Source organism: Companilactobacillus allii (genome assembly GCF_001971585.1).
Classification (GTDB): Bacteria; Bacillota; Bacilli; order Lactobacillales; family Lactobacillaceae; genus Companilactobacillus; species Companilactobacillus allii.
This window is the reverse complement of sequence record NZ_CP019323.1, coordinates 431,555-456,753: the sequence shown is the minus strand read 5'-3', so window position 1 is coordinate 456,753 and position 25,199 is coordinate 431,555. Positions and strand designations below refer to the sequence as shown.

Sequence of the window (25,199 nt, the reverse complement as noted above, 5' to 3'; positions counted from 1 at the left end):
CATTTTAACTCAAAAATAAAACCCCATGTGAACCGGAAACAGTATCACGATAAGTGAATTTAACACCATGTTTAGTTAAGTTATGTTCCATCGCATGACGGACAACGGCATTATTCTTGATGACGCTACCTTCAATGGCAAGATTTGTATTTTCAGGATAAGTAATTACTGATAGTACCATCTTGCTCAATTCAAGGCCGGCATAGTTCAATAGTTTTTTAACATAAAGATTATCTGGGAATTCAAGCGTTATTAATGACAGATTTGCGACATTTTTCTTAGGTCGTAAATAAACTGTATCGATAATGTCTTTTCTATCTTTGAGTGTTTCTTGAAGTTTAGGAACCAATTCTTCAAATCCCTTTTCAACAGGGTTATCGTCCATATATTCAGTCAGTTGTTTAACGAAGTGAATGCCAATCCAATAGGCACTACCTTGATCACCGATTGTTGGTCCCCAACCACCTTTTTTGATGAATTTGTCGTTGCCACGATTGATGACGGCTGACCCAGTACCAGATATTAACAAGACACCGTCTTTGTTGTTGAATGTGGCGATGTGGCTCATAACGACGTCGCTTTTTATAATTATCTTAGTTTTATATTTCTTCTCAAACGAGTGCACCATAATTGGAACTAATCCAGATGAATCTGCGCCAGCACAACCGATTCCAATACAAGATACATCTGTAGACGATATGTTTTTATCGTGCAAAACAGAGTCGATTGCATATTGAATATTGTTCATTGCCAAATCATAATTCTCTACTGGATTACCCATGTCAGTGATGGGTTCTGAAATTACAGTGTCTCCATCGAATAAACAGGCTCTAGTCTTGGTCCCACCGGCATCTACTCCGATGTTAAACTTCTTTTCACTCAATGATTCATACCTCTATTATAGTTTGATGTTAATTCCAATATATCACTAGTTTAGTAAACATTCTGTTTATGGTGTAATTATTATATTTTTGATAAATGAAAAACTGGAATTCCTTGGCTTGATAAATATGCCTAAAGAATTCCAGTTTATTGAATATCCGAATTAATCATTAGCTTTCAAAATACGTTGATCTCGTTTAATGATTTCGTATAATCCAAATAATAATAAGATTAGAGCCAATATTATAACGCCTGCCTTTGTATTTCCCACTAACAATTCATTGCCACCGAATGCGTAAAGAAATGAAACTGGTAAGGAACCAATTAAGATACACATAGCCTTGTTTTTTAACGATATTTGCATTTCTAGTGCTGCGTAATTGACTAATAGAGTTGGCAACATTGGCACAGCATAGCCGATACTAAGTCCTAATCGGGGATGGCGCATATTTTTGAGATGATCAGCTACTGGACGAAAGCGACTTGGTCTAATTTTGTGTGGAAATTTGCCTAAAATGTATAGTGATAGTAAGTTTCCAAGGAAAATACCAACTACATTTATGGCAAATCCAAGCCAGTTACCAAAGCAGACCCCCGTTAGAACCGCTACTGCCGCAATTGGCATACCGGGAATAGCTGATCCAATAGCTATTACTGCCATGAATAGAATTATATTATGTTTACCCTGATGCCGTAATAAGTTGATTAATGTTTGGCGGTCGAAAGTATAGGTAAAGAAGGTCTCAATAACCTCACGATAATTAATCCAAATGACAAAGCAAAGACTGATGAATCCAATCAGACCTATTGTGATGAAAAATATCTTATGCCATAGCTTCATTGACTGCCCCCAAATAAAATGTTTATAGTTTCAACTTAGCATAGTTATTTGTGAAAGTAACCAAAGGATTTTTAAAGTATGTATTTTTTACCAAAACACTAAATAAAAAATCGTTATTACATGCCTAAACAGCGTGAGATAGCGATTTTTTTATTTTGTCTAACAATTAAATTATATTGGTACTTGAAATATTAGTACCAACAAATTATACTAGTGCTTGTAGAGAAAACGGTTTCATAAAATTAATATAGAAAGGTGCAAATTATATGTCTGAAATGAAATTTCCAGATGGCTTCTTGTGGGGAGGAGCTGTTGCCGCTCATCAATTAGAAGGTGGCTGGCAAGATGGTGGTAAAGGTGTATCTGTTGCTGACGTTATGACGGTTGGATCAAATACAACACCACGTGAGATCACTGATGGAGTGATCCCGGGTAAGAATTATCCTAATCATGAGGCAATAGATTTTTATCATCATTACAAAGAGGATGTAAAACTTTTTGCGGAAATGGGATTCAAGTGTTTCAGAACATCTATCGCTTGGACAAGAATCTTTCCACAGGGGGACGAGCAGGAACCAAATGAAGAAGGGTTGAAATTTTACGATGACTTATTTGATGAATGTCACAAATATGGAATCGAACCAGTAATCACACTAGCTCATTTTGAAATGCCTTATCACCTAGTTGAGGAATATGGTGGTTTTGCCAATCGCAAGGTTATCGACTTTTTCGTTAAATTTGCGACGACTTGTTTCAAGCGTTACAAGAACAAAGTTAAGTATTGGATGACCTTCAATGAAATTGACAACCAGAGTTCGTTTAACAATGAATTCATGATGACAACTAATTCTGGACTTATCTTCTCAAAGGACACAAATAACGAAGCAGCAATGTATCAAGCTGCCCATTATGAATTAGTTGCTTCAGCACTAGCAATCAAAGAAGCCAGAAAGATCAATCCTGACTTTGAGATAGGTTGTATGATCAATTACACACCAGTTTATCCTAAGACTTCAGCACCAAAGGATATCTTATTGGCACAACGCGTTGACCAACGTCGTAACTGGTTCTCAGATGTGCATGTATTCGGTGAATATCCTAAGGAAACTGAAGCATACATTGAGCGTAACGGCTACCGTAGTGACATTACTGAAGAGGATAAAGTAATTCTGAGTGAGGGTGTCGTTGATTATGTAGGATTCAGTTATTACCAATCAATGACTGTTTCAGCTGACAAAATAGATGCCGATCACTTGGTAGATCCTAGTGATGTCATCGCCAAAAATGATTATTTGGAAGTTAGTGACTGGGGTTGGCCAATTGATCCAATTGGTTTGAGATATTCATTGAATCTATTGACTGATAGATATCACTTACCATTATTCATTGTTGAAAATGGCTTAGGAGCATTTGATAAGGTTGAATCCAACGGAGAGATCCACGATGACTATCGAATCGATTATCTAAGAGCTCACTTAGAGGAAGTAAAAAAGGCCGTTGTCTTAGATCACGTTGATCTAATGGGCTACACACCTTGGGGTTGTATCGATCTTGTTTCTGCCGGAACTGGTCAGATGGATAAGCGTTACGGCTTTATCTATGTGGACAAAAATGACGAAGGTGTTGGTACAATGGAACGTTCACGTAAGGATTCATTCTATTGGTATAAGAAAGTTATTGAGTCCAATGGAGCAGATTTAACTTAATTCAACTATTTATGGAGGAATATTTAATGACTGATGCTGAAAAGAAAGATTTCGAGAGAAATAAGAACAAGGTGAGTATTCGCAGTATGTATTTTAATCGATTCTTACTGATTCGGTATCTAACAGCCGGATATTTCTTCGCCAATATGTATTGGTTTATATTACTCGCAGGTTATCACAAGCCTGCCGCTATTATTCCCGCGCTACTTTTGATCAGTTCTATTTTTGTGATAGTTGAACAAGTTAAGAAATATCATGATCGAGGAAACGATGTACCGCATGCTTTCAGATATTATTTGGCACAGTTATTAGTTAATCTGATAATGGCTGGATTAAGCTATACATCAATGTTTTCAGAGATATTTCCATTTGTACGTCCAAACGGAGCCAATTTTATGATCAGTATCCTAATAATTGGGGCTTTGGGATGTCTGGTACTTGAACGCAAAATTTACAATATCAGTAATGGATTAGACAAGTCATTATCGAGAATTAAGGATTATCGCAATTCGATAAATCTATAAAATATATTATAGGGAGAAGTAGAAATGGATAGTAACAATAAAGTATTCCAGTTTATGGAAAAATACCTTATGGGGCCAATGGGTAAACTATCTCAATTCAGAATCGTTCGTGGTGTTATGGCAGCTGGTATGGCCAGTATTCCGTTCACTATCGTGGGTTCAATGTTCTTAGTTTTGAATATTTTGCCAGATACATTTCCTGCTCTAAAGGGATTCTTCGACGCTACATTTTTCAAATTTAGTGACCTATACATGTTAGCTAATACATGTACAATGGGAATCTTGTCGTTATACTTTGGTTTGGTTTTTGGTTACGAATATACCAAGATTCAAGCTCATGAAGAGAAAATCTCTGTTAATCCGCTTAACGGTGCTCTTTTATCAATGTTCGCATTCTTCTTATGTCTACCAGAATTGGTAGTTAAGGGTGGAACATTGAAGCTTGTTAACTCAATCACTTCTACAGAAACAGTTGTTAATGGATTCCGTATGAGTGCAACAATCGATAGATTAGGTACTAGTGGTATTTTTACAGCAATTATTATGTCGATTCTAGCTGTTAAATTATATTGTCTCTGTGTTAAACGTAACTGGATCATTAAGATGCCAGATACATTACCAACAGGTGTTTCACGTTCATTTACAGCTTTGATTCCAACATTTGTTATTGTATTTGTTGTTTTGATCATCAACGGAACTTTGGTTGCTCTTGGAACAGATATTTTCAAGATGATCTCAATTCCATTTAGTTTCGTTACTAACTTAGCTAGTTCATGGCTTGGTGTCATGGTCATTTACTTCTTGATTCATGCTTTGTGGATCGTTGGTATTCACGGTGCTACAATCATCACATCATTCCTTACACCTATTGTTTTAGCAAATATGGAAGCTAACCAAGCTGGTGGAAATATTCCATTCGCTGGTGAATTCAACAACATGTTCGTTACAGTTGGTGGTTCAGGTGCTACTTTAGGTATGGTTATTTTCATTACATTATTTGCCAGATCTACACAATTGAAGACTCTTGGTAAGGCTGCCATTGTTCCATCGATCTTCAATATCAATGAGCCTATTATCTTCGGTATGCCAATGGTTTATAACCCATATTTGGCTGTACCATTCTTCCTAGCTCCAATGGTAGCTGCTTCAATCAGTTACTTTGCTATTAAGTTCCATATGGTCCATGCTGTTATTGCTCAAGTTCCATGGCCATCACCAGTTGGTCTAAGTGGATTTATTGGTACCGGTGGTGATTGGAGAGGTGCAGTGTTGGGTGTTGTAACAGCACTAGCTGCCACAGTGATTTACTATCCATTCATCAAGTTTTACGATAATAAGTTATATACAGAAGAACAAGCAAAAGGTGCAGAAATCGCTGCTGATGCAGGGGATGCTGTTACTGATTAAAGATAGTGTGAAATATAAAGTGTGCCAAAGCGCGTTCAGCTTTTGAGTATAGTACGAAAAAGTCTAGTATTTACGAAAGTAAATGCTAGGCTTTTTTGAACTAAACGGAGAAAGTTGTGCTTTGGCATACGTTTTCGCTGCAAATTTGAGTAATACTACCATCACATTTTTGGTTGAAACGAGTGAAAAATACCAGATGTCTGTGCTTGCTACGACTATTGAATGTATCATTTTGTGATACATTCAATAGTCTAGGCACTGCTCGGCATCTCCCGGTATTTTTCACTCTCTAGTTTAGGTAGTTACTTACATGATAATAAAGTGTCAAATCATCTTGGAAGTAGCAAGTTTTAGAATAATTGAATGGACGCTCGCTTTTGAGATAATTTATTTCCTCAATTCTCAAAGCTGGTGAATTTTCAGTGCGTTCAGTAATCTTGGCTTCAGTGGCTGTTAAATTATGAATAGTAACATATTCATCGGCGTTTTTAATCGAAATGTGGTAATTTTCGATGATGAAGCTGAAGATAGATTTTTCGCAGATTTCTTTATTAAGATAGGGGATGAACTCCTTTAAATAATATGTCGTTTCTAGTGCATAGAGTTTGTTGTTACTGTGGCGAAGTCGTTGTATGAAATATACTGGCGCACCGACTTCGCATTCGAGTATTTTAGCCAATTTATCGTCAGCTTGAATTGATTCTAACTTCAAAACTTTGGAAGTTATCGGATATTTAACGCCAAGCGAGTTCATTCCTACTTTGTTGGCTAGGTTCATAACGTAATCTTCACCGTGTAATGCAGTGTTGACGAAGTAGCCACTACCTTGGATACGTTTGATCAATCCTTGATTATACAAAATGTCTAGTGAGTTACGAATGGTATTGCGACTGGCGTCATATTCGGTCATCAATTCACCTTCACTGGGAAGTTTGTCAGTGTAGTCATGATTATTAACTTTATTAGCTAAGTCACTTGCGATTTCTTGATATTTTAGTACCATAATTTGTTCTCCTTTATAGAACTTGTTGGTACCTATGTGGAATATACCAATATTATAACTATACGGTTTCTAGGTTGATTTATCAAGGTGAAACATTGATTTGAGACGTAATATTTTGAAATTGGTTTTGGGTGTGAGTGTATCGTGGATCCAAAATTCAATATCGAAAATATCTTGTGAATATTTCAAAATAAAATATTTATTTTTAGTGGTGAATTCGTTCATATCAAGGATTACTTTGGAAAAAGGTATTATATATTTTTTGATATTGTGAAGGGATTAATTATATGATATGCTCAAGCCATATTAAGGAAAACGATTCCAAAAACAAAGGAGAATTCAAAATGAAGATTGGTATACCTAGAGAAATCAAGAGCCAAGAAGATCGTGTAGGAATGTTCCCAGCCGGTGTTTCAGACTTAATAAAGGCTGGACATACAGTAGTTGTTGAAACCAGTGCGGGTGTAGGTTCCGGATATCTCGATACAGACTATGAATCAATAGGTGCCACAATTGGAAGTGCCAAAGAAGCTTGGGACTGTGAAATGGTGATTAAGGTCAAAGAGCCGATAGCTTCAGAGTACAAGTATTTCCGTGAAGACTTAATTATTTATACATATTTACACCTTGCCGCAAATAGACCTTTGACAGATGCACTTATGGATAACAAAGTAACTGGGGTCGCTTATGAAACAATGGTTGGACCAAGAGGCGGATTGCCATTGTTAGTTCCAATGAGTGTGATTGCTGGGAAAATGTCAGTACAAGTTGGTGCACATTTCTTAGAAGAACCTCATCAGGGAAAAGGGTTGTTACTAGGTGGAACACCTGGAGTTCGACAGGGTAAAGTAACGATTATTGGAGCCGGTACAGTGGGATTCAATGCTGCTAAGATGGCAGTTGGAATGGGTGCTGACGTGACGATTCTTGATATCAATGCACAGAGATTGGCTGAATTAGAGAATATCTTTGACGGTAGGATTCACACTTTGATGTCCAATCCTCACAATATTGCTGAGTGCGTCAAACAGTCTGACTTGGTTGTTGGAGCTGTCTTAGTTCCAGGTGCGGTCGCTCCAAAACTTGTTACAGAAGAAATGGTCGAGAGTATGGAACCGGGGTCTGTTGTGGTGGATATTCCGATTGATCAAGGTGGGATGTTTGAAACTAGCATTAAAGCTACAACACATGAAGATCCGATCTACTTATCACATGGAGTTGTCCATTATACAGTTGCCAATATTCCCGGAGCCGTTCCAAAGACTGCCACAGAAGCATTATCCAGTGCAACTCTCCCGTATGCGATTCAGATTGCTAATGAAGGGATTCAAAGAGCCAGTGTTAATCATACTGTTATGAGCGGTATTAATACTTACCATGGTAATTTAACTGAGAAGGCCGTTAGCGATAGTCTGGGAGTTGATTATACTGAGCTTTCCGGCGAATTAGTCTAAGAAAATTTCAAATATCAAATTAATAATCTCCTAATAATTCATTCTATTAATGTAAGCGCTTGAGTTAAAATAATTGTAAAAACAAACGATTAAGTTACAATAAAACCGTAACTCAGGTGTAGTTTATTTCAATTCTTTGAATATTAGGAGCGATTAAAATGGCTTATAAAACAGTTAATCCATATAATAATGAACTTGTGAAATCATACCCAGATGCAACGGCTGATGAAATCGAAAAGGCCTTGAGTACTGGGCATGCACTATATAAAGAATGGCGCGATGAACCTATAGCTGATCGTGCTAGAATTTTGCATAAAATTGCGGAATTATTGAGAAAAAATGAAGATGAGCTAGCAAAAATTGCCACAATAGACATGGGTAAACTTTTGAATGAATCAAAAGGTGAAGTGGAGTTGTGCGCGATCATTGCTGATTATTATGCAGAAAATGGCGAAGACTTGTTGAAACCAACACCAATATCTACAAAAGCCACTGGTGCCGCTGAGATACTTCATCAAGCAACCGGTGTATTGATGATGGTTGAACCATGGAACTTTCCGTACTATCAAATAATGCGTGTCTTTGCACCAAACTTCATAGTTGGTAACCCAATGATCTTGAAGCATGCTTCAAATACTCCTGGATCTGCTGAAGCGTTTGAAAAGATTGTTAAAGAAGCAGGTGCACCAGATGGTAGTTTGACTAACTTGTTTGCCAGTTATGACCAAGTTAGTGACATCATTGCAGATTCTCGTATACAAGGAGTTGCACTGACTGGTTCAAAACGTGGTGGTCAATCAGTCGCAGCCGTTGCCGGTAAAAACTTAAAGAAAAACTCAATGGAATTAGGTGGATCAGACGCTTTTGTCGTGTTATCCGATGCCGATGTTGATATGGCTGTTGATCTAGCTTGGAGAGTTCGTATCTACAATAATGGTCAAGTATGTACTTCAAATAAGAGATTTATCGTTGCCGATAACTTGTATGATGAGTTCTTAGCCAAATTAAAAGTGGCTTTTGCAAAGTTGAAACCAGGAGATCCAATGGATCCAAAGACTTCTTATGCACCAATGAATTCAGCACGTGCGAAGTCTAAATTACAAGGGCAGATTGATAAGGCTATTGAAGGTGGTGCAAAAGTTGCCTTTGGAAATGAGCCTATTGATTTACCTGGTCAATTTATCCAACCAACTATTTTGACAAATATTACTAAAGATAATCCTGAATTTTACGATGAATTATTTGGACCAGTGGCACAAGTGTTCAAAGTAGGCAGTGATCAAGAAGCAATTGACCTAGCTAATGATTCAGAACTTGGTTTGGGTGGCATCGTACTTTCAAGAAATCCTGCACATGGCAAAGAAATTGCAAGTAAAATTGAAACAGGTATGGTCTTTGTAAATTCATTCTTAGTATCCTTGCCAGAGCTACCATTTGGCGGTGTTAAAGGGTCAGGTTATGGAAGAGAAATGAGTCAATTAGGACTTAATGCCTTTGTGAATGATAAGCTAGTTGTTACCGCACAATCACCAGATTGGAGTAATCCAGCTGGAGGACTTGCTAAGTTCTAGAGGAGCGCACCAAAACACGAAAATTTCCGAGCATTAACATAATATGGGGCGCCATTCACGAATGTGAATGACGTCCTATGTACGTTAATCGGAAGAAATTGTGTTTTGGTGCGCGTTTAAGCCGCAAATTTGAGAAGTAAATAAGAGGAGCACTAGTAGTTTAAAAGAAAGCAAAAAAACACCTTAGAAAAAATAAAAACCGACATTAATTGTCGGTTTTTTCGTTACCAATTTATTTATAAGAAGCGATAGAGTCAAACAGATATTGAACAAAAGCTTCACGGTCAACATCTTCCAAAACTTCGATATTGTTGTGTTCTTCAGAATAAACTCGGCGGTCAGGATAAGTCATACCACGGAATTGATCATTTGAAAGTGAGACATCAATTGAATAATTGGTACTCTTGGTGAACAATTCTGGAGCAAGCATGCTCATAACGGCGCAAGCATCGTGAACGGGAATTTTTGTCATACCTTTAGCAAGTTCAGCTGAAGAATAAAACTCAAGAATTGAGCGTGCCATAACGCCGACTTTACCTAAATCCTGGATATGATCAATCTCATCCATTGTCATGTAGGCTTTGTTCTCAGTTAAATTCAAGCCAGAAAGAGTAATCGGTAATCCAGAATCAAAGACTATCTTCATAGCCTCTGGATCGACATAAGCATTGAATTCAGCAGCAGTAGTTATGTTACCTTGCAAGGTTGAGCCACCCATAATATAGATATGTTCAATATTTTTAGAGACATCTGGGAAAGTCTTTAGTAACAGAGCAATATTGGTAAGTGGGGCCGTTGCAACAATATTCACTTTTTGGTCACAATTAGAAATTTTGTCATACATGAATGTAACGGCGTTATGACTTGTTAATGGATAGTCACTGCTCTCTTTAGGGAAGTCATAGCCATCCATACCAGTCTTACCGTGAATTTCACCAGCAGTTTCTATCTCTTTAACTAGTGGTTGTGATTGTCCAGAGGCAAGTTGTGTATTGGAACCCAGAAAGGTCAGTAATTTTTTGGCATTTGCAGTAACTTTGTCTAGTGAAACGTTGCCACCTACGGTCGTTAGACCAATAAGGTCGACTTGTTTTTGATGTGCCAATAGAACTGTCAATGCAATAGCATCGTCGATTCCGGGATCACAATCCATAATAACTTTCTTCATTTAACTAGTACCTCACTTTTTATCTGATTTGAGTTTTTCAGGTAACTTTTGTAATGCACGGGTGAAACCGAGACGTTCAAATGCGCCAAGACTTGAGAGAATCTTTTGATCATTTTCTTTCATGAACTTATCGATTGCACCTTTTAATTCAGTTGATTTAGGTAAAAGGATGATTTTTTTTAATCGTGAATCACTTGAAACTTGGACACGTTTAATAAGATCCTTTTTTTCCATATTCTTAAGGATATTGGTTGCGGTTGAACGTCGAATATTGAATTCAGCTTCAACGTCTTTTTGAAAAATATCTTTTTTCTCCGGTAGACTAGTTAGAAAATCTATTATTTGTACCTGTGTACCGGTCAGATTATATTTAGACGCAAAATCATTGATACTACGTGAGATCTCATTTGAAGCAACCTTGATTAAGTGGGCCACATTGTTTGTCATGATAAGCCTCCTTGAGACAATATATTACATCCAAATTATAGCATGTGGAAATGACTAATTGTAAAAAGGACGAATAAAGGTGAAATTATACGTTAGATTTGATCAAAATGTATACAAAATACGGTGCACCAATAACTGCGACGATGATACCGACGGGAAGTTCGGTCGTAGTACTTATGATTTTGCCAAGTGTGTCAGAGGCGATTAGTAGACAACTTCCTAAGAATCCAGATAAGATTAGTTGCTTACTACTTCTAAATCCAATCACACGACGAGCAAGATTTGGAGTTATCAATCCAATAAAACCAATAGATCCAGAGATGGATACACTGACACCAGCCAAAATGGCAGCTGAACCAATTAAGATGATACGTTCTTTTTTGAGTGAAATTCCAAGCGACTTAGCGGAGTCGTCACCAAGATTGAAGGTATCAAGAATCTTTGATTTACTGAAGATCAAGGCAGTGAAAATGACAAACCAAGGGATAAATATCAAAATAAACGACCAGCTAGTTCCCCAAATACTACCAGTCAACCAATTCATGACGAATTGATAATTCTCTGGTGATAATTTCAAGGTGAACAAGACCATAACGGATGAAAAACATCCGGATAATGCGACACCAGTCAACAATAAGCGATTTGCCGTTATACCGGTGTCCTTTTTGTATGCACAAATAAAGACTAGTGCAGTACTGAAAATGGCACCAAGTAAGGCCAAACATGGCAATAAGAACAAGTTAGCATCTTGATCCTTAACAAAAGCGATGAATAACATAACGGCCAAGCCACTTCCAGCATTGATGCCTAAGAAACTTGTGTCTGCCATGGGATTTTGAGTAGTTATCTGTAGTACATTACCAGCAATCGCCAAGGCAAATCCGACAAGAATAGCAACAATGATACGTGGTAGTCTAAAGTTGAAGATAACAATAGAATTCTCATATGTACCTTTACCGATGACCAATTGTAAGATCTCACTTGGCGAAACACGCATCTCACCAGTGTTCAAATTTATAACGGCTAGAATTATTATTAAGATAATCAAACTTGTTATCCAGAGGAACAACTTTCTATTTTTCATATATTTTGACCATCCTTTCTGGCCAAATAAATGAAGAATGGCACACCAACTAATGAAATAATGATGCCAAACGGTGTTTCATTTGGTGGATTTATTGTGCGGGCAACTAGATCAGCACAAAGAGTCAAATTGGCTCCAAGAAGCAGTGTCAATGGCATTACCTTGCGATAATCTGTGCCGACTAGAAATCTAGCAATATGTGGAATGATTAAACCAACAAAGGCAACAGCGCCCACTAAGGCTACTGAGATTCCTGACAATATAACGACACAAAGTAGTGAAAGTAGACGAACCAGATTCGTATTTTTACCGAGACTTTGGATCGAATCGTCACTTAGATTTAACAGATTCAAACTTGGTGAAAGTAGTAGTGCGACAATAAGTCCAATAATAATAAAAGGTCCCAGATTAGTTAGTTGTGACCAACTGACCGAAGACATGCCACCAAAGTGCCAAAAGGCCAAGTCCTGCTTGAGGTGGGTAATAAGTGCTAACCCTTCACTTATAGCGGTGAAAAAGGCACTAATTGCCATACCAGCTAGTACTAGGATAGCTGGATTCATCTGTGAGTGTTTCATTGAGCTGATTCCAAAGACTAGAACCGAAGCTACCAAAGCTCCAATTACTGCGAATACAGTTGTTTGTTCGGTTGAAAATTTGGGGAAGAAAATAAAGCAAATCGTCAACATCAAAGCAGCACCGGAATTAATTCCGAGTAGTCCAGAGTCTGCCAAGGGGTTCTTAGTGACACTTTGCATTAGAGCACCGCTACAAGCTAGAGCACTTCCGATGATTGCGGAGCCAATGACACGTGGAAGCCGGATCTGTCGGATGATCTGTTGATCAAGATTTCCTTTTTGATAGTTAAATATAGAGTTAAAAACAGTACCGTTACTATTTTGATTGGCGCCATAACGGATACTTAAAATAAGCAACACAAATAGTATGATTAGTTCGAAAACTAAGTGGAAAGTGAATTTTTTGGTTGTCATATAGCAACACCGTTTTTCCAACGATTATAGGTGAGGATCATTGGTTTGTTGTCGTCTTCAATGATCTTGGCATCAATATTAAAGATACTCCGAAGATTGTCACGAGTAATGACTTTTTGAACCGGACCACTTGTTTGAAGCGTACCATCTTTAATAGCAATCAATTGGTCAGAGAATCTAGCGGCATGATTGAGGTCGTGTAACGCCATGATGATGGTACGATGTTCTTTTTCGTTGAGATCTTTGATCAAGAGCATAACATCTAATTGATGCGTCAAGTCTAGATAAGTTGTTGGTTCATCAAGTATGATCGTATCGGTATCTTGAGCAATTGCCATAGCAATAAAGGCACGTTGTCTTTGACCACCAGAAAGGGTACTGAGATTTCTGTTCTGTAAGTCTTGTAATGATGCTTTTTCCATGGCCCAGTCGATTTTTTCATGATCGACTTTTGATAGTGGTGCAAAGTGTTTACGATATGGAATACGGCCAAAGGTTACTAGATCTTTGACTGTTAGATCATTTACAGTACTACTTGATTGTGGAAGAACTGCCAGTTCCTTGGCGATATTACTGGTTTTTTGATTGCAGATATCTTTGCTGTCTAGAAATACAGCACCGTCACATGGTTGTAGTAAGTGAGCTATCGTTCTGATCAAGGTAGACTTTCCAGAACCATTTGGCCCGATTAAAGTAGTTATTTGACCCTTTGGAATTTGGATAGACAGGTCATGAATAGTCAGCTTCTTTTCGTAGCTTACACAGACATTTTTAGTTTCAATTATATTCATAATATCTCCTCCAAATCCCAATCACATATTACATATTTTAGGTATAAAAGTAATATACTCAGGTTATATTTTATGGCCTAATTTTACTACATTCTATTGACTTTTGTTAGCTATTCCGTTGATAATCAGGGTATCTACTAATGTTTTGTGGTAACAAGTGAATTTGGGAGGGAATATTTTGAAGAAGAATAAATTTGTTCGAGTATTATTGATGATGACAGTATTTTTTGCGGTATTATTAACGGCTTGTAGTAATAGTAGTAATAGTTCAGAGTCGACACGTTCTTTGAAGGATAACATGGGACATAGAGTGTCCCTTCCAACTCATCCCAAAAGGGTAGTTGGTAGTTATTTGGAGGATTACTTGGTGGCATTAGGTATTAAACCAGTCGTACAGTGGTCAGTAAAGAATGGTTCTGGAACCCAGGAATATTTGAAGAAGGATTTGAAAAATGTTCCTTTGATCGACTACACTTTGCCATATGAGGCTGTGACTAAAGCAAAGCCAGACTTGATATTAATGGGAACTAATAGTGCAGTGGAAAATGGCAAATATGCACAATACAAAAAAATCGCCCCAACTTATGTCGTTAAAAATGGAGAAAATGTAAGTTGGCGTGTTCAATTCTTGGATGTGGCAAAAGCAGTTAATAAGTCCGATAAAGCTAAGTCAGTCTTGAAAAAGTATGATAAAAAAGTTAAGAAGACTCGTGTAAATCTTAAGCAAAAGGCCTCTGGAAAATCAGCCGCTGTATTGTGGGTAACTAATAATTCGGCATTTATAGTTAGTGACAAGTCAGCCAGTGGGGCATTATTGTATGGTGATCTTAAGCTGAAGGAACCAGCTTTAGTTAAGGAAGTTTCTAAAAAAGCTACAGCTGATTGGTCGTCAGTTTCACTGGAGAAGTTAGCCAAGTTAGATGCTGATTATATCTTCTTAGTTAATAGTGATAAGGATGCTAGTTTGTTTAAGAATTCCTTGTGGAAGAATATTCCCGCTGTTAAAAATGGTAACTTGTTTCAGTATGGTGACGACTCTAGTTGGCAATATAAAGGACCTATCGCCTACGGTCAGATGATCGATCAAGTTCAGAGTGATATTTTGAAGTAAAATATATTAAATCATTGTAAATTGGGACTGCTTCTTATCTGTTTGATAAAATGGAAGCGGTAACTAATAAATGACAGTATAAATATAATTATCAAAGTTATGTCTATTTTAATTTTGCGAGAAGCTATTTTTGTATTAAATATTGATCTAAACTATAGTGAGAATGTAAAGAAAACAGGGGGATATAATAATGACAAAAGTATTAATACTTGGTGCTAATGGTAAGATTGCTCGCCGAGCAACACAAATATATTTGGATTCAACTAATAATAGTTTGAGATTGTACTTGAGACGTCCCGAAAGATTACGTGATATTGATAATAAATTGGTTGAAATCGTTGGTGGAGATACTACTGATGAAAAGACATTGGTTGAATCAATGAAAGACGTTGATGTTGTCTATGCTAACCTTGCTGGTGGAAATATTGAGCAGCAAGCTAAGGCAGTTGTCGAAGCCATGCACGCTACAGGTGTGAAACGCTTAATCTGGATTTCAACACTTGGAATTTATGACGAAGTTCCCGGCAAGTTTGGTGAGTGGAATAACAGTACACTTGGTAGCTACATTACTACTTATGCAGCCGCTGCCAAAGTTGTCGAAGATTCAGATTTGGAATATACAATTATTCGTCCAGCTTGGTTGACTGATAAAGACGAAGTTGATTATGAGACTACACAAAAAGATGAAACCTTCAAGGGTACTGAGGTTTCACGTAAGTCGATTGCCCAATTGGTTGTTGATATTACACAAGCACCTGATAAGTTTAACCGCGAGTCTGTTGGTGTTGATAAACCTGGTACTGATGGGGATAAACCTGCTTGGTATTAGATTGGTTTGATTTGGCATGTCCTTTGGGATGTGCCTTTTTTTGTTGGGTTAATATAGGATTTAATTAAGTTATGGTTAGATACCAGCGGGCATAATTATTTCTATTAATATTTTAACAAATTGTGTATTTTTAAAAATATTTAGAAAAAGAAATCGTTTATTCATGTAATATAATACTATATGTGGATTAATCATTGAATTGTATTTGTTATAATACACATGTAAGCGCTATATTGGATGATAGTTGTTAACCATTAGGAGGTTATAATGATTTCTTTGAATGAACTTATTAATAAAAATGAAGTTGTGAAAACTAATGCAGTAAAAAAATTGAGTATTTCAGGAGTTGACAAAACTAATTTTGATGTTTATAGAATACCTCTTAAGTATTTATATTATAACAATCAAAATGGTCGAATAAATACGGCGTATAAGCGTTTTATCGTAAAGCGTGGGATAGATGATTTTGCGCCTGCCACAGACAACCAAGACCCGGAATATAATCAAATACTTGAAAATCTTATATATAACTCTAATAAAGAATCAATGCGCTTGACTATGGACTCAATAGATGAAAAAGGTCAGCAAGAACCAGGAGTTGTATTGAATGATGGGCGAGTGATTGATGGAAATAGGCGTTACACGGCACTTCGTAAAATCGAAAGTCGCAAGGAGATTTCACAATATTTTGAAGCAGTTATACTTCCACTTGACATGTCCACTGATATTGATAAAAAGAATATTAAGTTATTGGAAGTAGATTTACAGTTTGGTAGAGAAGAAAAAATTGATTATGATCCTATTGACAGAGTTTTTGATGTTTATGATGCGGTTAAAGTTCAAAAGATAGTTACAGCTAAAGAATATGCAGCTAAAAAAGGAAATAAAAATGTACGAACTGTGAATACTGATATTGAAGAAGCAAAATTAATAATTGAGTATTTGCAGTTTGTTAACGCTCCTGAAAATGCATATTATTTAGCGAAAGATATGAAATTGGATGGACCAATGCATGAAATTTCTAGAGCACTACGAAAATACAAAGGTAAAGACAAATCAAGTGTTAGAGAGGTAATATTTGCAGTTTTGAGTTCTTTATATTCAAAAGGTGGAGATATTACTAGAGATATTCGTAAAATTCTGGAGAATATTATAGATACCCCTCAGAAATCTAAATACTTGAACCAAACTCAAGATTTTGTTGATGATATATATGATGCGTATCATAACGAAAAGAGCAATGTGATTGAGAATGCTGAAGATGTATCCACTAAAATAGTTGAAGATAAGAATGCAGGTGATTCAGCAGAACAATTATTGATATATTCAAATCAGTTAGTACGTCGTGGAAAAAGTGATGAAGGTAGAAAAAAGGCACTAAATAACATAAGAAGTGCCTTGAATGATGTTACTGACGTCAGTAATGAAGATATAAAAGCTTTAAATGCCGATGAATATAAAGATGCGATTGATGTTCTAAATAAACTTTATCATATTGTCGGGAATCTCAAGGAAATTAAATACTATGATTAGTTGTAAGGTGAAAGATAGTATTAAAGGATCTTACACAACATCATTAGATAATTTAGCAGAGGAACTTTATGTTCCTCTACTTAGTGGAGCAAAATATTATCAAAGAGTGTCCGCATATTTTTCGATTAAGGCTCTTAGTTTATATTCGATAGGTCTTGATAGATTAGCGGCTAATGGCGGTCAAGTTCAGTTTATACTATCAAAAGATATTTCAGAATCTGATTTCGACGAGATGAAAAAAGGCTATAAATATCGAGACGTTTTAAATAAAGTGTCATATATTGAAAAGAAAAAATTAAAATTAAATGAAAGTTTGAAATCAAATCTAGGCGATTTGGCTTATATGATTGCAAACAATCAGGCTAATATAAAAATTGCTTTTTTAAGGAATCATAAGGGAATTTTTCATGATAAGTTTGGTCTTATAACTGATGAAAATGATGCAACTGTTTTTTTTACTGGTTCAGCGAATGAATCAATAGGTGGACTAAGGGACAATTATGAGAGTCTTTCCGTTGATACATCCTGGGATTCTGGGGAAAATGGTAGACAACGTATTCTACAGAATAAAGAGCGTTTTTCAAAATTATGGAATGGTGTAGAACGAGAGATAATTACCATACGTATTGATTCTTTAATATATCAGAATATAAAACAATACAAGAATTTTGCACATTCAGGAGTGAAAGAAATGAATAGTAAACTTATGTCTTCTGATGAAGTCACGGATTCTGATAAAGATATCTTTAAACTAGAATTCATAGATAATAGTGACAGAATTATTTTTAAGGATTTGACAAAAGATAATATTTCACAAAGGGATAGACGTCTTCGTATGGAAGGAAACCTTGGAGAATACTGTGACGATAAATCATATGTCCTTAAATCTGATTTGGTTTATCAAGACATTCAAACTGTTATTGATTTAATAAATGAGAGATTAAAAAGATTGAATAAAAGAAATAATCGGATAATACAATTCGTTATTGATCCTAGAATTATTGATATGATTAGTAAAGAAAAATATTCTATCAAGGCATATAAAACCCAAGGAATGGTGCTGAAAGACACTACCGACTCAAGATATGATGATGAATTTATACATTTTTCTAATATTGTACAGTCTGAAGTTGTAAGAAAGTTTAAATCTCTTCATTTGAAAGCCGCATTTTATGAATATATGATGCAAAGAGCAGCAAATTTTTCCGTCCCTGGTTCAGGTAAAACAGCAATGATTTTGGGTGTATTTGCTTATTTAAATAGGGATAAAATACAATCTGAAGAAAAAATAAATAGAATTTTAGTTATTTCTCCAATTAACGCATTTCAGTCATGGAAGCGAGAATTCAAAAGTGTTTTTGGAAATCATTCTGAAAAAAAGCGATTAGTATGTATAGATACACAAGATTTGAATTTTGATGGTGACATTAGAAGAAATTGGAACAAATCTAATTTAGTGTTGGTTAACTATGAATCTTTAGAAAAATATATGGATCAATTAAAGGACTTGATTAATTCAGATACAATGCTTGTGTTTGATGAAGTTCATAGAATAAAAAACCCAATTGGTAAGAGAGCGTTGCAAGCATTGGAACTGTCGAAGAATGCAAAATCTAAATTTGTATTGACAGGAACACCACTACCCAATAGTTATATTGATATATATAATTTTCTACATATATTGTATGGTAATGAATATGAATCTTTTTTTGGATGGTCTACAAGTGATTTGAAAAAGCCCAATTATTTTGAAGTGCAGGACATAAATAAAAAAATTGCACCATTCTTTTGGAGAACAAATAAGACACAATTACAAGTTCCTCCGGCTGATCCGGATATTTTTCTGGTAAAAAAGCCGTCTCTAAATCAATCAGAATTAGCGGAATCTATATGGTCAAATGAAAAATCATCTTTAGCTATTTTTATTAGATTGATTCAGGTATCAACAAATCCGGAGTTGTTGAAGAATAAAATAGATTATTCTAATATGGGTTTTGATAATGATATAGATATGATTAGTAAAGAAGATTTTTATCAAGAAATAGATGTTCCTAGTAAGAAGGAAAAATTAGTAAAAACGTACTCTGACTTTGATTTAAGTAATATTGATTCTCCAAAATTTGATGCTGGTATTGAATTAGTAAAAAAATTGGTTATGGAAAACAAAAAGATCTTGATTTGGGGTATCTTTGTAGGTACACTAGAAAAGATAAATAATCAGTTGAAAGAAATTGGTATAAAATCTTATATTGTATATGGGGCAACTAAGCATGAAGATAGAAAGGGATTAATTGATGAATTTTTGGACGTAAATTCTGAAGTTAATGTTTTGATTTCTAATCCACAAACTTTAGGTGAATCAGTATCGTTGCATAAAAGTGTTCATGATGCTGTGTATTTTGAATATAATTTTAATCTTACATTCATGTTACAATCACGTGATAGAATTCATAGGTTAGGCCTCCCACCCAACCAGCATACCCGATATTATTATTTACAAACAAAAAATGAATCTAATAGTTTAGGATTTATTGATGGCCAAATATATAATAAATTGAAAGAAAAAGAGGCCAGAATGGAGGAGTCCATTGATGGCGATGTTCTAAAACCAGAAATTTCTGATGATTATTTGAATACTGTGAGAGATTTAATTAATTCAGAACGTAAAAGGATGAAACTATAGGGCAATGAAAGATATTCGTGTGGCAGAACTCTTTGCAGGGGTCGGTGGATTTAGATTGGGATTAGAGAATAGTTCTGATAGATTCCGTGTTGTTTGGGCTGATCAGTATGAGCCGGAACGAAAGATACAGGCTGCATATGAGGTTTATAAAAAAAGATTTGGTAATAAGGAAATTGTTAATGAAGATATTTCCCAAGTCAAAAAGTCGGAAATACCTGATTTTGATTTATTGGTAGGTGGATTTCCATGCCAGGATTATTCAGTGGTTCAAGCCGTATCACATTCCATGGGCATGCAAGGTAAAAAAGGTGTACTTTGGTGGGATATTATAGGAACAATAGATGAAAAAAAGCCGAGATTCGTTTTCCTTGAAAATGTTGATAGACTATTGACATCACCTGGTGTAAAAAGTAACAATCCAGGAAGGGATTTTGGTATGATACTAAGAACACTTTCAGATAGAGGATATGGGGTATTCTGGAAAGTAGTCAATGCTGCTGATTATGGATTTCCTCAAAGAAGAAGAAGAACCTTTATTTTCGCGTTCCATAAAAGTACTAATTATTTCAATGATATTAAAAATGAATTTAACGTAAAAGTTCCTGCTGATATGTTAAACCATTCGGGCCCATTTAACGTTAATTTACCAAATGAAAAAATTGAATCTGTTCAGGACGTGTCGTTAAACAGCGATAAACTAAATAAGTTATCGGATTTTTCTAAAAACTTTAGTATAAAGGGTGGATTTAAGAAAATTGGTTTTATGATGGATAATCATGCATATTTTTCTAACTACGTTGCGAAAACAAGAAACTCAATAACAATTAGGGATATAATTGATACTGATGTTAATGATGAATCTCTGTATCTATCTGATAAATCTATTAATAGAATGATGAAGCTTAGAGATAAATCATCTGTTTTTAAGAAAACTAAGGATGGTCATAGATATCCTTATGCAATGGGGAAGGTTCAGTATCCTGATAGCATAGACAAACCTGCTAGGACAATGGTTACATCTGAACATAGCATTAATAGAATGTCACATGTAATTGTTGATCCACAGAATAATAGACAGAGATTTTTGACACCAGAGGAAGCCGAAAAAATCAACACTTTTCCATCAGGTTGGACAGATATTGATGGAATAACTAAATCAGCAAGATATTTTCTTATGGGTAATGCTCTGGTAGTGAATTTGGTTACTGAAATTGGTACAGAAATAAATAATATTCTTGATAAGGAACCAGAGAAAGCAAAAAAAATTTCTTTTAATTTGTCGTCTAACAATAAATTGTTAAAAAAGAAATTATAATGTATTGAGAATGATTTCATTAAGCTATTAACGAAGAAATCTATATTTTTTTAAATCATAGGGTGCAAATTTTGCATCCTTTTTTTATCTAGTATTATCGTAAATTGCAGTTGGTGGTTCTTCTAAAATATCTACCTGTTGGATATCCTCCAAAAATAATCTAATGCCGAAATGGCCCGCTTTTTTTCTTGGATTAACAGTTGCCTTGATAATCTAGATTTGGAAATTCTTTGTAGAATTTAGAACATTTTTTTACTAGCTGTTTTGCTTGAGGAACAATTTTTATCGACAAATCTACTCCTGAGTTGTGGTAATAATAATTAAAGTCTGTGAGCATAGATGTCAGATATGTTTTTTTGTTTGATGCAAGTATAGATTGATTATCATTTCATACTTCGTATTCACCAAGTATTTTATTCTGAATCGTGAAGGGATGGGTTCAACAGGCTTAAATTCATAATGTAATCTCTTACTGGTAACTCTTAATAGCTGTTTCTTTGTTATCTGCTTACCTATCTATGTGGTCCTTTAAAAGAATATTTACATTTTATATTATTTAAAATGTAAAATTGGCAGTTACTAGCGCAAGTTTTATTTAGGAACCACATTTTTTCTAATTAAGCAAACGTTTGCTTGACTATAAAGATGAAAAGGTTTACATTCTAATTAAGCAAACGTTTGCTTAATTAGAATGTATATAAAAGTGAGGAAGATTATTTTGAAAAATTGGTGGAAGAATTCAGTAGTTTATCAGGTTTATCCAGCTAGCTATCAAGACAGTAATGGTGATGGAATTGGTGATTTACCAGGTATTACGAAACGATTAGATTATATTAAGAAGCTAGGAGTCGATATTGTTTGGCTAAGTCCAATTTATAAATCACCACAAATTGATAATGGATATGATATTGCTGATTATCGTGCCATTAATCCTGATTTTGGTAATATGGAAGACTTTGATGAGTTACTCAACAAAGCACATAAATTAGGATTGAAAATAATGATGGATCTTGTTGTTAACCATACCTCTGATGAACATAAATGGTTTCAAGAATCACGTAAAGGTAAGGATAATCCATATCGCGATTATTACATTTGGCGTGATGGAAAAGATGATAAGGCACCAAATAATTGGGGTTCATTCTTTACTGGTCCAGCGTGGAAATATGATGATCAAACTGGTCAGTATTATATGCATCTATTTGCACCACAACAGCCGGATTTAAATTGGGAAAATCCCAATGTACGCCATTCAGTATATGACATGATGAATTGGTGGGCTGATAAAGGGATTGATGGTTTCCGTATGGATGTAATCAATTATATTTCTAAGCCAAATGGATTGCCTGATGCCAAGAAAGCATCCGATGAACTTTATGCCAATCCTGAACCACTAGTTGCAAACGGTCATCGTATCCATGAATTTTTACAAGAAATGAATAAGAACGTAATGAGTAATCACAATATGGTAACAGTGGGTGAAGCTCCAGCAGTTACGACTGAGGAAGCTAAAAAATATTCCAATTTGAGCGGTAAAGAATTAAATATGGTATTCCAGTTTGAGCATATGGGGTTAGATGGTAATAAAAATCCAGCCTTAGGTCACTGGTCAGATAGAAAAGCCACATTAACTGATTTACGTGCCAATTTAACTAAATGGCAAACTGCACTGGCAGGGGAAGCTTGGAATTCATTATATTGGAATAATCATGATCAACCTCGTGTTGTATCAAGGTATGGAAATGATTCAACTGAGGAATACCGTGTTTTGAGTGCAAAAATGTTAGCCACTATCTTACATTTCCAGCAAGGAACACCTTTCATATTTGAGGGTGAGGAAATTGGTATGACAAATGCAAACTTCAAGAGCTTGGATGATTATGTCGATCTTGATTCTATTAATTCTTACCATCAAATTGTTGATGAACAACATTTACTTGATGGACCAACAATGTTGAAATACTTAGGAATTCATAGTAGAGATAATGCCAGAACTCCAATGCAATGGGATGATACTGAAAATGCTGGATTCTCAACAGGTAAAACATGGGAGCATTTGAATCATAATTATAAGCAGATAAATGTTAAAAAGGATTTGGCTAATCATGATTCAATCTTTTATTATTATCAAAAATTAATTAAGCTTCGTCATGAAATGCCTATTATTACAGATGGTATTTATGCATTAGTGGATGGAAATGATAAAGATCCAGATGTATATGCATATACACGTAAGAGTCAAGATGGCACATTACTTATTATTGCTAATTACACTGATAAAGAATTACAACGTGAATATGACATTCCAGATAATGCCAAAGAAATAATCTCCAATTATTCAAATGATCAAGGTGATAAAATACGTCCTTATGAAGCTAAGGTGTATCAATTTTAATTAGTAAAGGAGAAAGTCAAATATTGAAATCTTCAGATGCAAAATCCGACAATATGTCGGTAAAAGTAGAAAAGAATGAAAAATCATTTGGATTCGATAATTCATTGCCAACATTACCAATGAAAACAATTTTTGCTATGACCTTTGGATGTATAGGTGTAAATATGGCATTTACATTGCAGGGATCACAAATGAGTAGAATTACCCAAACAATTGGTGTAAATCCAAATAATCTTGGATGGTTCTTCTTATTACCTCCATTATTGGGAATGTTTGTTCAGCCATTGTTAGGTAAATATTCAGACATCACTTGGACTAAATGGGGAAGAAGAATTCCTTATCTATTAGTTGGTGCTCCGATAACAGTTATTGTAATGATCATGTTGCCATTTACTGGTTCGTTAGGGTTTGGATATGGGTCTATGACGGCTCTGATATATGCAGCCGTTGCTATTGCATTAATGGATTTATTTAGTAATGTTTGTTTAGCTCCATACAAGATGCTTGCCGGTGACATGGTTAATGAAGGTCAGAAAAATATTGCTTGGTCTTGGCAACAAATTTTTTCATATGCTGGAGGAATTTTAGCGGCATTATTACCATTTATTCTTACTAAATTTGGTGTATCGAACACTGCTCCTAAAGGACAGGTACCATTAACAGTAATATGGGCATATTTAGTTGGTGCAGCGATGCTCCTAATTACAAGTTTAATCACTATTTTTAATGTTAAAGAATATGATCCTGAGACATATGCTAAGTACCATAAAATAGATGTAAAGAAACAAAAGGTTACACCAAGTTTATGGAAATTACTTAAAAAGGCTCCAAGATCTTTCTGGGAATTATCAGTAGTCCAATTATTTAGTTGGATTGGAATTATGTATACATGGACATATGCAACAGGTGCTATGGCCAATAATATTTGGCACACAAGTGATCCTGTATCTGCAGGTTTCCAAGCTGCAGGTAATTGGTACGGGGTTATGACTGCATTTTACAGTGTTGCTGCTCTACTTTGGGGATTGTATTATGCCAAAACTAAGGAAACAAAACGTAAGTTCTGGTATTCATTTGGTTTGTTTGCAGATGCAATCAGTATTGTTATTGTTGCTACTACAGGAAATCAATGGGTAGCACTCTTCGCATTTGCATTATATGGGATTGGAAACTTTACGATCAACACACTTCCATTTGCAATGTTGACAACATCATTGGATGGACAAAACAATGGATCATATTTAGGACTATTTAATATAGCTGTTTGTTTACCACAGATTATTGGATCATTGGCCAGCTTTATTATTTTCCCAATGGTTGGAAATAGTCAAAGTATGATGATGATTATTGGATTTGTTGCTATGGTCATTGGTGGATTTTCAGTCGCCATTGTTCATGAAGGTAAATAATAATATACTTAATGAAGCGGTTATATAAAACCGCTTCTTTATTGTTTAGAAATT

20 protein-coding genes are annotated in these 25,199 nt (G+C 35.4%); 12 read left to right on the top strand and 8 right to left on the bottom strand.

The window, feature by feature from the left end:
• Positions 1-4: 4 nt before the first annotated feature.
• Positions 5-883 (bottom strand): BadF/BadG/BcrA/BcrD ATPase family protein, encoded by an 879-nt coding sequence (locus BTM29_RS02195; RefSeq protein ID WP_076613941.1) that lies wholly within the window; start codon positions 881-883, stop codon positions 5-7.
• A 162-nt stretch (positions 884-1,045) separates the two neighbouring features.
• Positions 1,046-1,723, bottom strand: coding sequence for a TVP38/TMEM64 family protein (locus tag BTM29_RS02190; RefSeq protein ID WP_076613940.1), 678 nt, complete (start codon positions 1,721-1,723; stop codon positions 1,046-1,048).
• A 266-nt stretch (positions 1,724-1,989) separates the two neighbouring features.
• Between BTM29_RS02190 and BTM29_RS02185 the strand changes: the two genes are divergently transcribed.
• Genes BTM29_RS02185 through celB form a run of 3 tightly spaced genes read left to right on the top strand, consistent with a single transcriptional unit; the run spans position 1,990 to position 5,360 of the window.
• Complete coding sequence (locus BTM29_RS02185) at positions 1,990-3,429, top strand: 6-phospho-beta-glucosidase (RefSeq protein WP_076613939.1); 1,440 nt, start codon at positions 1,990-1,992, stop codon at positions 3,427-3,429.
• 26 nt (positions 3,430-3,455) lie between these two features.
• Positions 3,456-3,953 carry a hypothetical protein gene (locus BTM29_RS02180; RefSeq protein ID WP_076613938.1) on the top strand — a complete coding sequence of 166 codons (498 nt, stop codon included), beginning with the start codon at positions 3,456-3,458 and terminating at the stop codon, positions 3,951-3,953.
• Between the two features lie 24 nt (positions 3,954-3,977).
• The gene (celB, locus tag BTM29_RS02175) at positions 3,978-5,360 is read left to right on the top strand and encodes a PTS cellobiose transporter subunit IIC (protein WP_076613937.1); all 1,383 of its coding nucleotides are present in this window, start codon (positions 3,978-3,980) and stop codon (positions 5,358-5,360) included.
• A gap of 289 nt (positions 5,361-5,649) precedes the next feature.
• On the opposite strand, the gene BTM29_RS02170 is transcribed toward celB, so the two are convergent.
• Positions 5,650-6,363: a GntR family transcriptional regulator gene (locus BTM29_RS02170; RefSeq protein ID WP_076613936.1), complete on the bottom strand. Its 714-nt coding sequence runs from the start codon at positions 6,361-6,363 to the stop codon at positions 5,650-5,652.
• 344 nt (positions 6,364-6,707) lie between these two features.
• On the opposite strand from BTM29_RS02170, the gene ald reads away from it, so the two are divergent.
• Positions 6,708-7,817: an alanine dehydrogenase gene (gene ald, locus BTM29_RS02165; protein ID WP_076613935.1), complete on the top strand. Its 1,110-nt coding sequence runs from the start codon at positions 6,708-6,710 to the stop codon at positions 7,815-7,817.
• A gap of 158 nt (positions 7,818-7,975) precedes the next feature.
• On the top strand, positions 7,976-9,388 hold the full coding sequence (locus BTM29_RS02160; protein WP_076613934.1) for an NAD-dependent succinate-semialdehyde dehydrogenase: 1,413 nt from the start codon (positions 7,976-7,978) through the stop codon (positions 9,386-9,388).
• Positions 9,389-9,620: 232 nt separating this feature from the next.
• Here BTM29_RS02160 and BTM29_RS02155 read toward each other — a convergent pair whose 3' ends face one another.
• The 5 genes from BTM29_RS02155 to BTM29_RS02135 all read right to left on the bottom strand — a co-directional run bounded on the left by BTM29_RS02155 (position 9,621) and on the right by BTM29_RS02135 (position 13,870).
• A complete protein-coding gene (locus tag BTM29_RS02155) occupies positions 9,621-10,556 on the bottom strand; it encodes a nucleoside hydrolase (RefSeq protein ID WP_076613933.1) in 936 nt (311 codons plus the stop codon).
• A 12-nt stretch (positions 10,557-10,568) separates the two neighbouring features.
• Positions 10,569-11,003, bottom strand: coding sequence for a MarR family winged helix-turn-helix transcriptional regulator (locus BTM29_RS02150; protein ID WP_076613932.1), 435 nt, complete (start codon positions 11,001-11,003; stop codon positions 10,569-10,571).
• Positions 11,004-11,088: 85 nt separating this feature from the next.
• On the bottom strand, positions 11,089-12,087 hold the full coding sequence (locus BTM29_RS02145) for a FecCD family ABC transporter permease (protein ID WP_076613931.1): 999 nt from the start codon (positions 12,085-12,087) through the stop codon (positions 11,089-11,091).
• Positions 12,084-13,025, bottom strand: coding sequence for a FecCD family ABC transporter permease (locus BTM29_RS02140; protein ID WP_236906181.1), 942 nt, complete (start codon positions 13,023-13,025; stop codon positions 12,084-12,086). The genes BTM29_RS02145 and BTM29_RS02140 overlap by 4 nt, the downstream gene beginning before the upstream one ends.
• Positions 13,026-13,075: 50 nt before the next feature.
• Complete coding sequence (locus tag BTM29_RS02135) at positions 13,076-13,870, bottom strand: ABC transporter ATP-binding protein (protein WP_076613929.1); 795 nt, start codon at positions 13,868-13,870, stop codon at positions 13,076-13,078.
• Positions 13,871-14,168: 298 nt separating this feature from the next.
• Between BTM29_RS02135 and BTM29_RS02130 the strand changes: the two genes are divergently transcribed.
• From BTM29_RS02130 to BTM29_RS02100, 7 genes are all read left to right on the top strand, one after another.
• Complete coding sequence (locus BTM29_RS02130) at positions 14,169-14,981, top strand: ABC transporter substrate-binding protein (RefSeq protein ID WP_418236010.1); 813 nt, start codon at positions 14,169-14,171, stop codon at positions 14,979-14,981.
• Positions 14,982-15,171: 190 nt separating this feature from the next.
• Positions 15,172-15,810: an SDR family oxidoreductase gene (locus BTM29_RS02125; RefSeq protein ID WP_076613928.1), complete on the top strand. Its 639-nt coding sequence runs from the start codon at positions 15,172-15,174 to the stop codon at positions 15,808-15,810.
• A 267-nt stretch (positions 15,811-16,077) separates the two neighbouring features.
• Positions 16,078-17,343: a ParB/Srx family N-terminal domain-containing protein gene (locus BTM29_RS02120; RefSeq protein WP_083685898.1), complete on the top strand. Its 1,266-nt coding sequence runs from the start codon at positions 16,078-16,080 to the stop codon at positions 17,341-17,343.
• 7 nt (positions 17,344-17,350) lie between these two features.
• On the top strand, positions 17,351-20,026 hold the full coding sequence (locus BTM29_RS02115; protein WP_225972219.1) for an SNF2-related protein: 2,676 nt from the start codon (positions 17,351-17,353) through the stop codon (positions 20,024-20,026).
• A 4-nt stretch (positions 20,027-20,030) separates the two neighbouring features.
• Positions 20,031-21,341, top strand: a complete 1,311-nt coding sequence (dcm, locus tag BTM29_RS02110; RefSeq protein ID WP_076613925.1) for a DNA (cytosine-5-)-methyltransferase — start codon at positions 20,031-20,033, stop codon at positions 21,339-21,341.
• 718 nt (positions 21,342-22,059) lie between these two features.
• Positions 22,060-23,736 carry an alpha-glucosidase gene (locus BTM29_RS02105; protein ID WP_120270335.1) on the top strand — a complete coding sequence of 559 codons (1,677 nt, stop codon included), beginning with the start codon at positions 22,060-22,062 and terminating at the stop codon, positions 23,734-23,736.
• Between the two features lie 53 nt (positions 23,737-23,789).
• A complete protein-coding gene (locus BTM29_RS02100) occupies positions 23,790-25,145 on the top strand; it encodes an SLC45 family MFS transporter (protein WP_076618597.1) in 1,356 nt (451 codons plus the stop codon).
• The last annotated feature ends 54 nt before the right edge of the window (positions 25,146-25,199 follow it).

Bases quoted from the DNA above. Each gene is read 5' to 3' on its own strand.
- BTM29_RS02190 (WP_076613940.1), bottom strand. From the start codon at position 1,723: ATGAAGCTATGGCATAAGATATTTTTCATCACAATAGGTCTGATTGGA.
- BTM29_RS02185 (WP_076613939.1), top strand. From the start codon at position 1,990: ATGTCTGAAATGAAATTTCCAGATGGCTTCTTGTGGGGAGGAGCTGTT.
- BTM29_RS02180 (WP_076613938.1), top strand. From the start codon at position 3,456: ATGACTGATGCTGAAAAGAAAGATTTCGAGAGAAATAAGAACAAGGTG.
- celB (WP_076613937.1), top strand. From the start codon at position 3,978: ATGGATAGTAACAATAAAGTATTCCAGTTTATGGAAAAATACCTTATG.
- BTM29_RS02170 (WP_076613936.1), bottom strand. From the start codon at position 6,363: ATGGTACTAAAATATCAAGAAATCGCAAGTGACTTAGCTAATAAAGTT.
- ald (WP_076613935.1), top strand. From the start codon at position 6,708: ATGAAGATTGGTATACCTAGAGAAATCAAGAGCCAAGAAGATCGTGTA.
- BTM29_RS02160 (WP_076613934.1), top strand. From the start codon at position 7,976: ATGGCTTATAAAACAGTTAATCCATATAATAATGAACTTGTGAAATCA.
- BTM29_RS02155 (WP_076613933.1), bottom strand. From the start codon at position 10,556: ATGAAGAAAGTTATTATGGATTGTGATCCCGGAATCGACGATGCTATT.
- BTM29_RS02150 (WP_076613932.1), bottom strand. From the start codon at position 11,003: ATGACAAACAATGTGGCCCACTTAATCAAGGTTGCTTCAAATGAGATC.
- BTM29_RS02145 (WP_076613931.1), bottom strand. From the start codon at position 12,087: ATGAAAAATAGAAAGTTGTTCCTCTGGATAACAAGTTTGATTATCTTA.
- BTM29_RS02135 (WP_076613929.1), bottom strand. From the start codon at position 13,870: ATGAATATAATTGAAACTAAAAATGTCTGTGTAAGCTACGAAAAGAAG.
- BTM29_RS02130 (WP_418236010.1), top strand. From the start codon at position 14,169: ATGGGACATAGAGTGTCCCTTCCAACTCATCCCAAAAGGGTAGTTGGT.
- BTM29_RS02125 (WP_076613928.1), top strand. From the start codon at position 15,172: ATGACAAAAGTATTAATACTTGGTGCTAATGGTAAGATTGCTCGCCGA.
- BTM29_RS02120 (WP_083685898.1), top strand. From the start codon at position 16,078: ATGATTTCTTTGAATGAACTTATTAATAAAAATGAAGTTGTGAAAACT.
- dcm (WP_076613925.1), top strand. From the start codon at position 20,031: ATGAAAGATATTCGTGTGGCAGAACTCTTTGCAGGGGTCGGTGGATTT.
- BTM29_RS02100 (WP_076618597.1), top strand. From the start codon at position 23,790: ATGTCGGTAAAAGTAGAAAAGAATGAAAAATCATTTGGATTCGATAAT.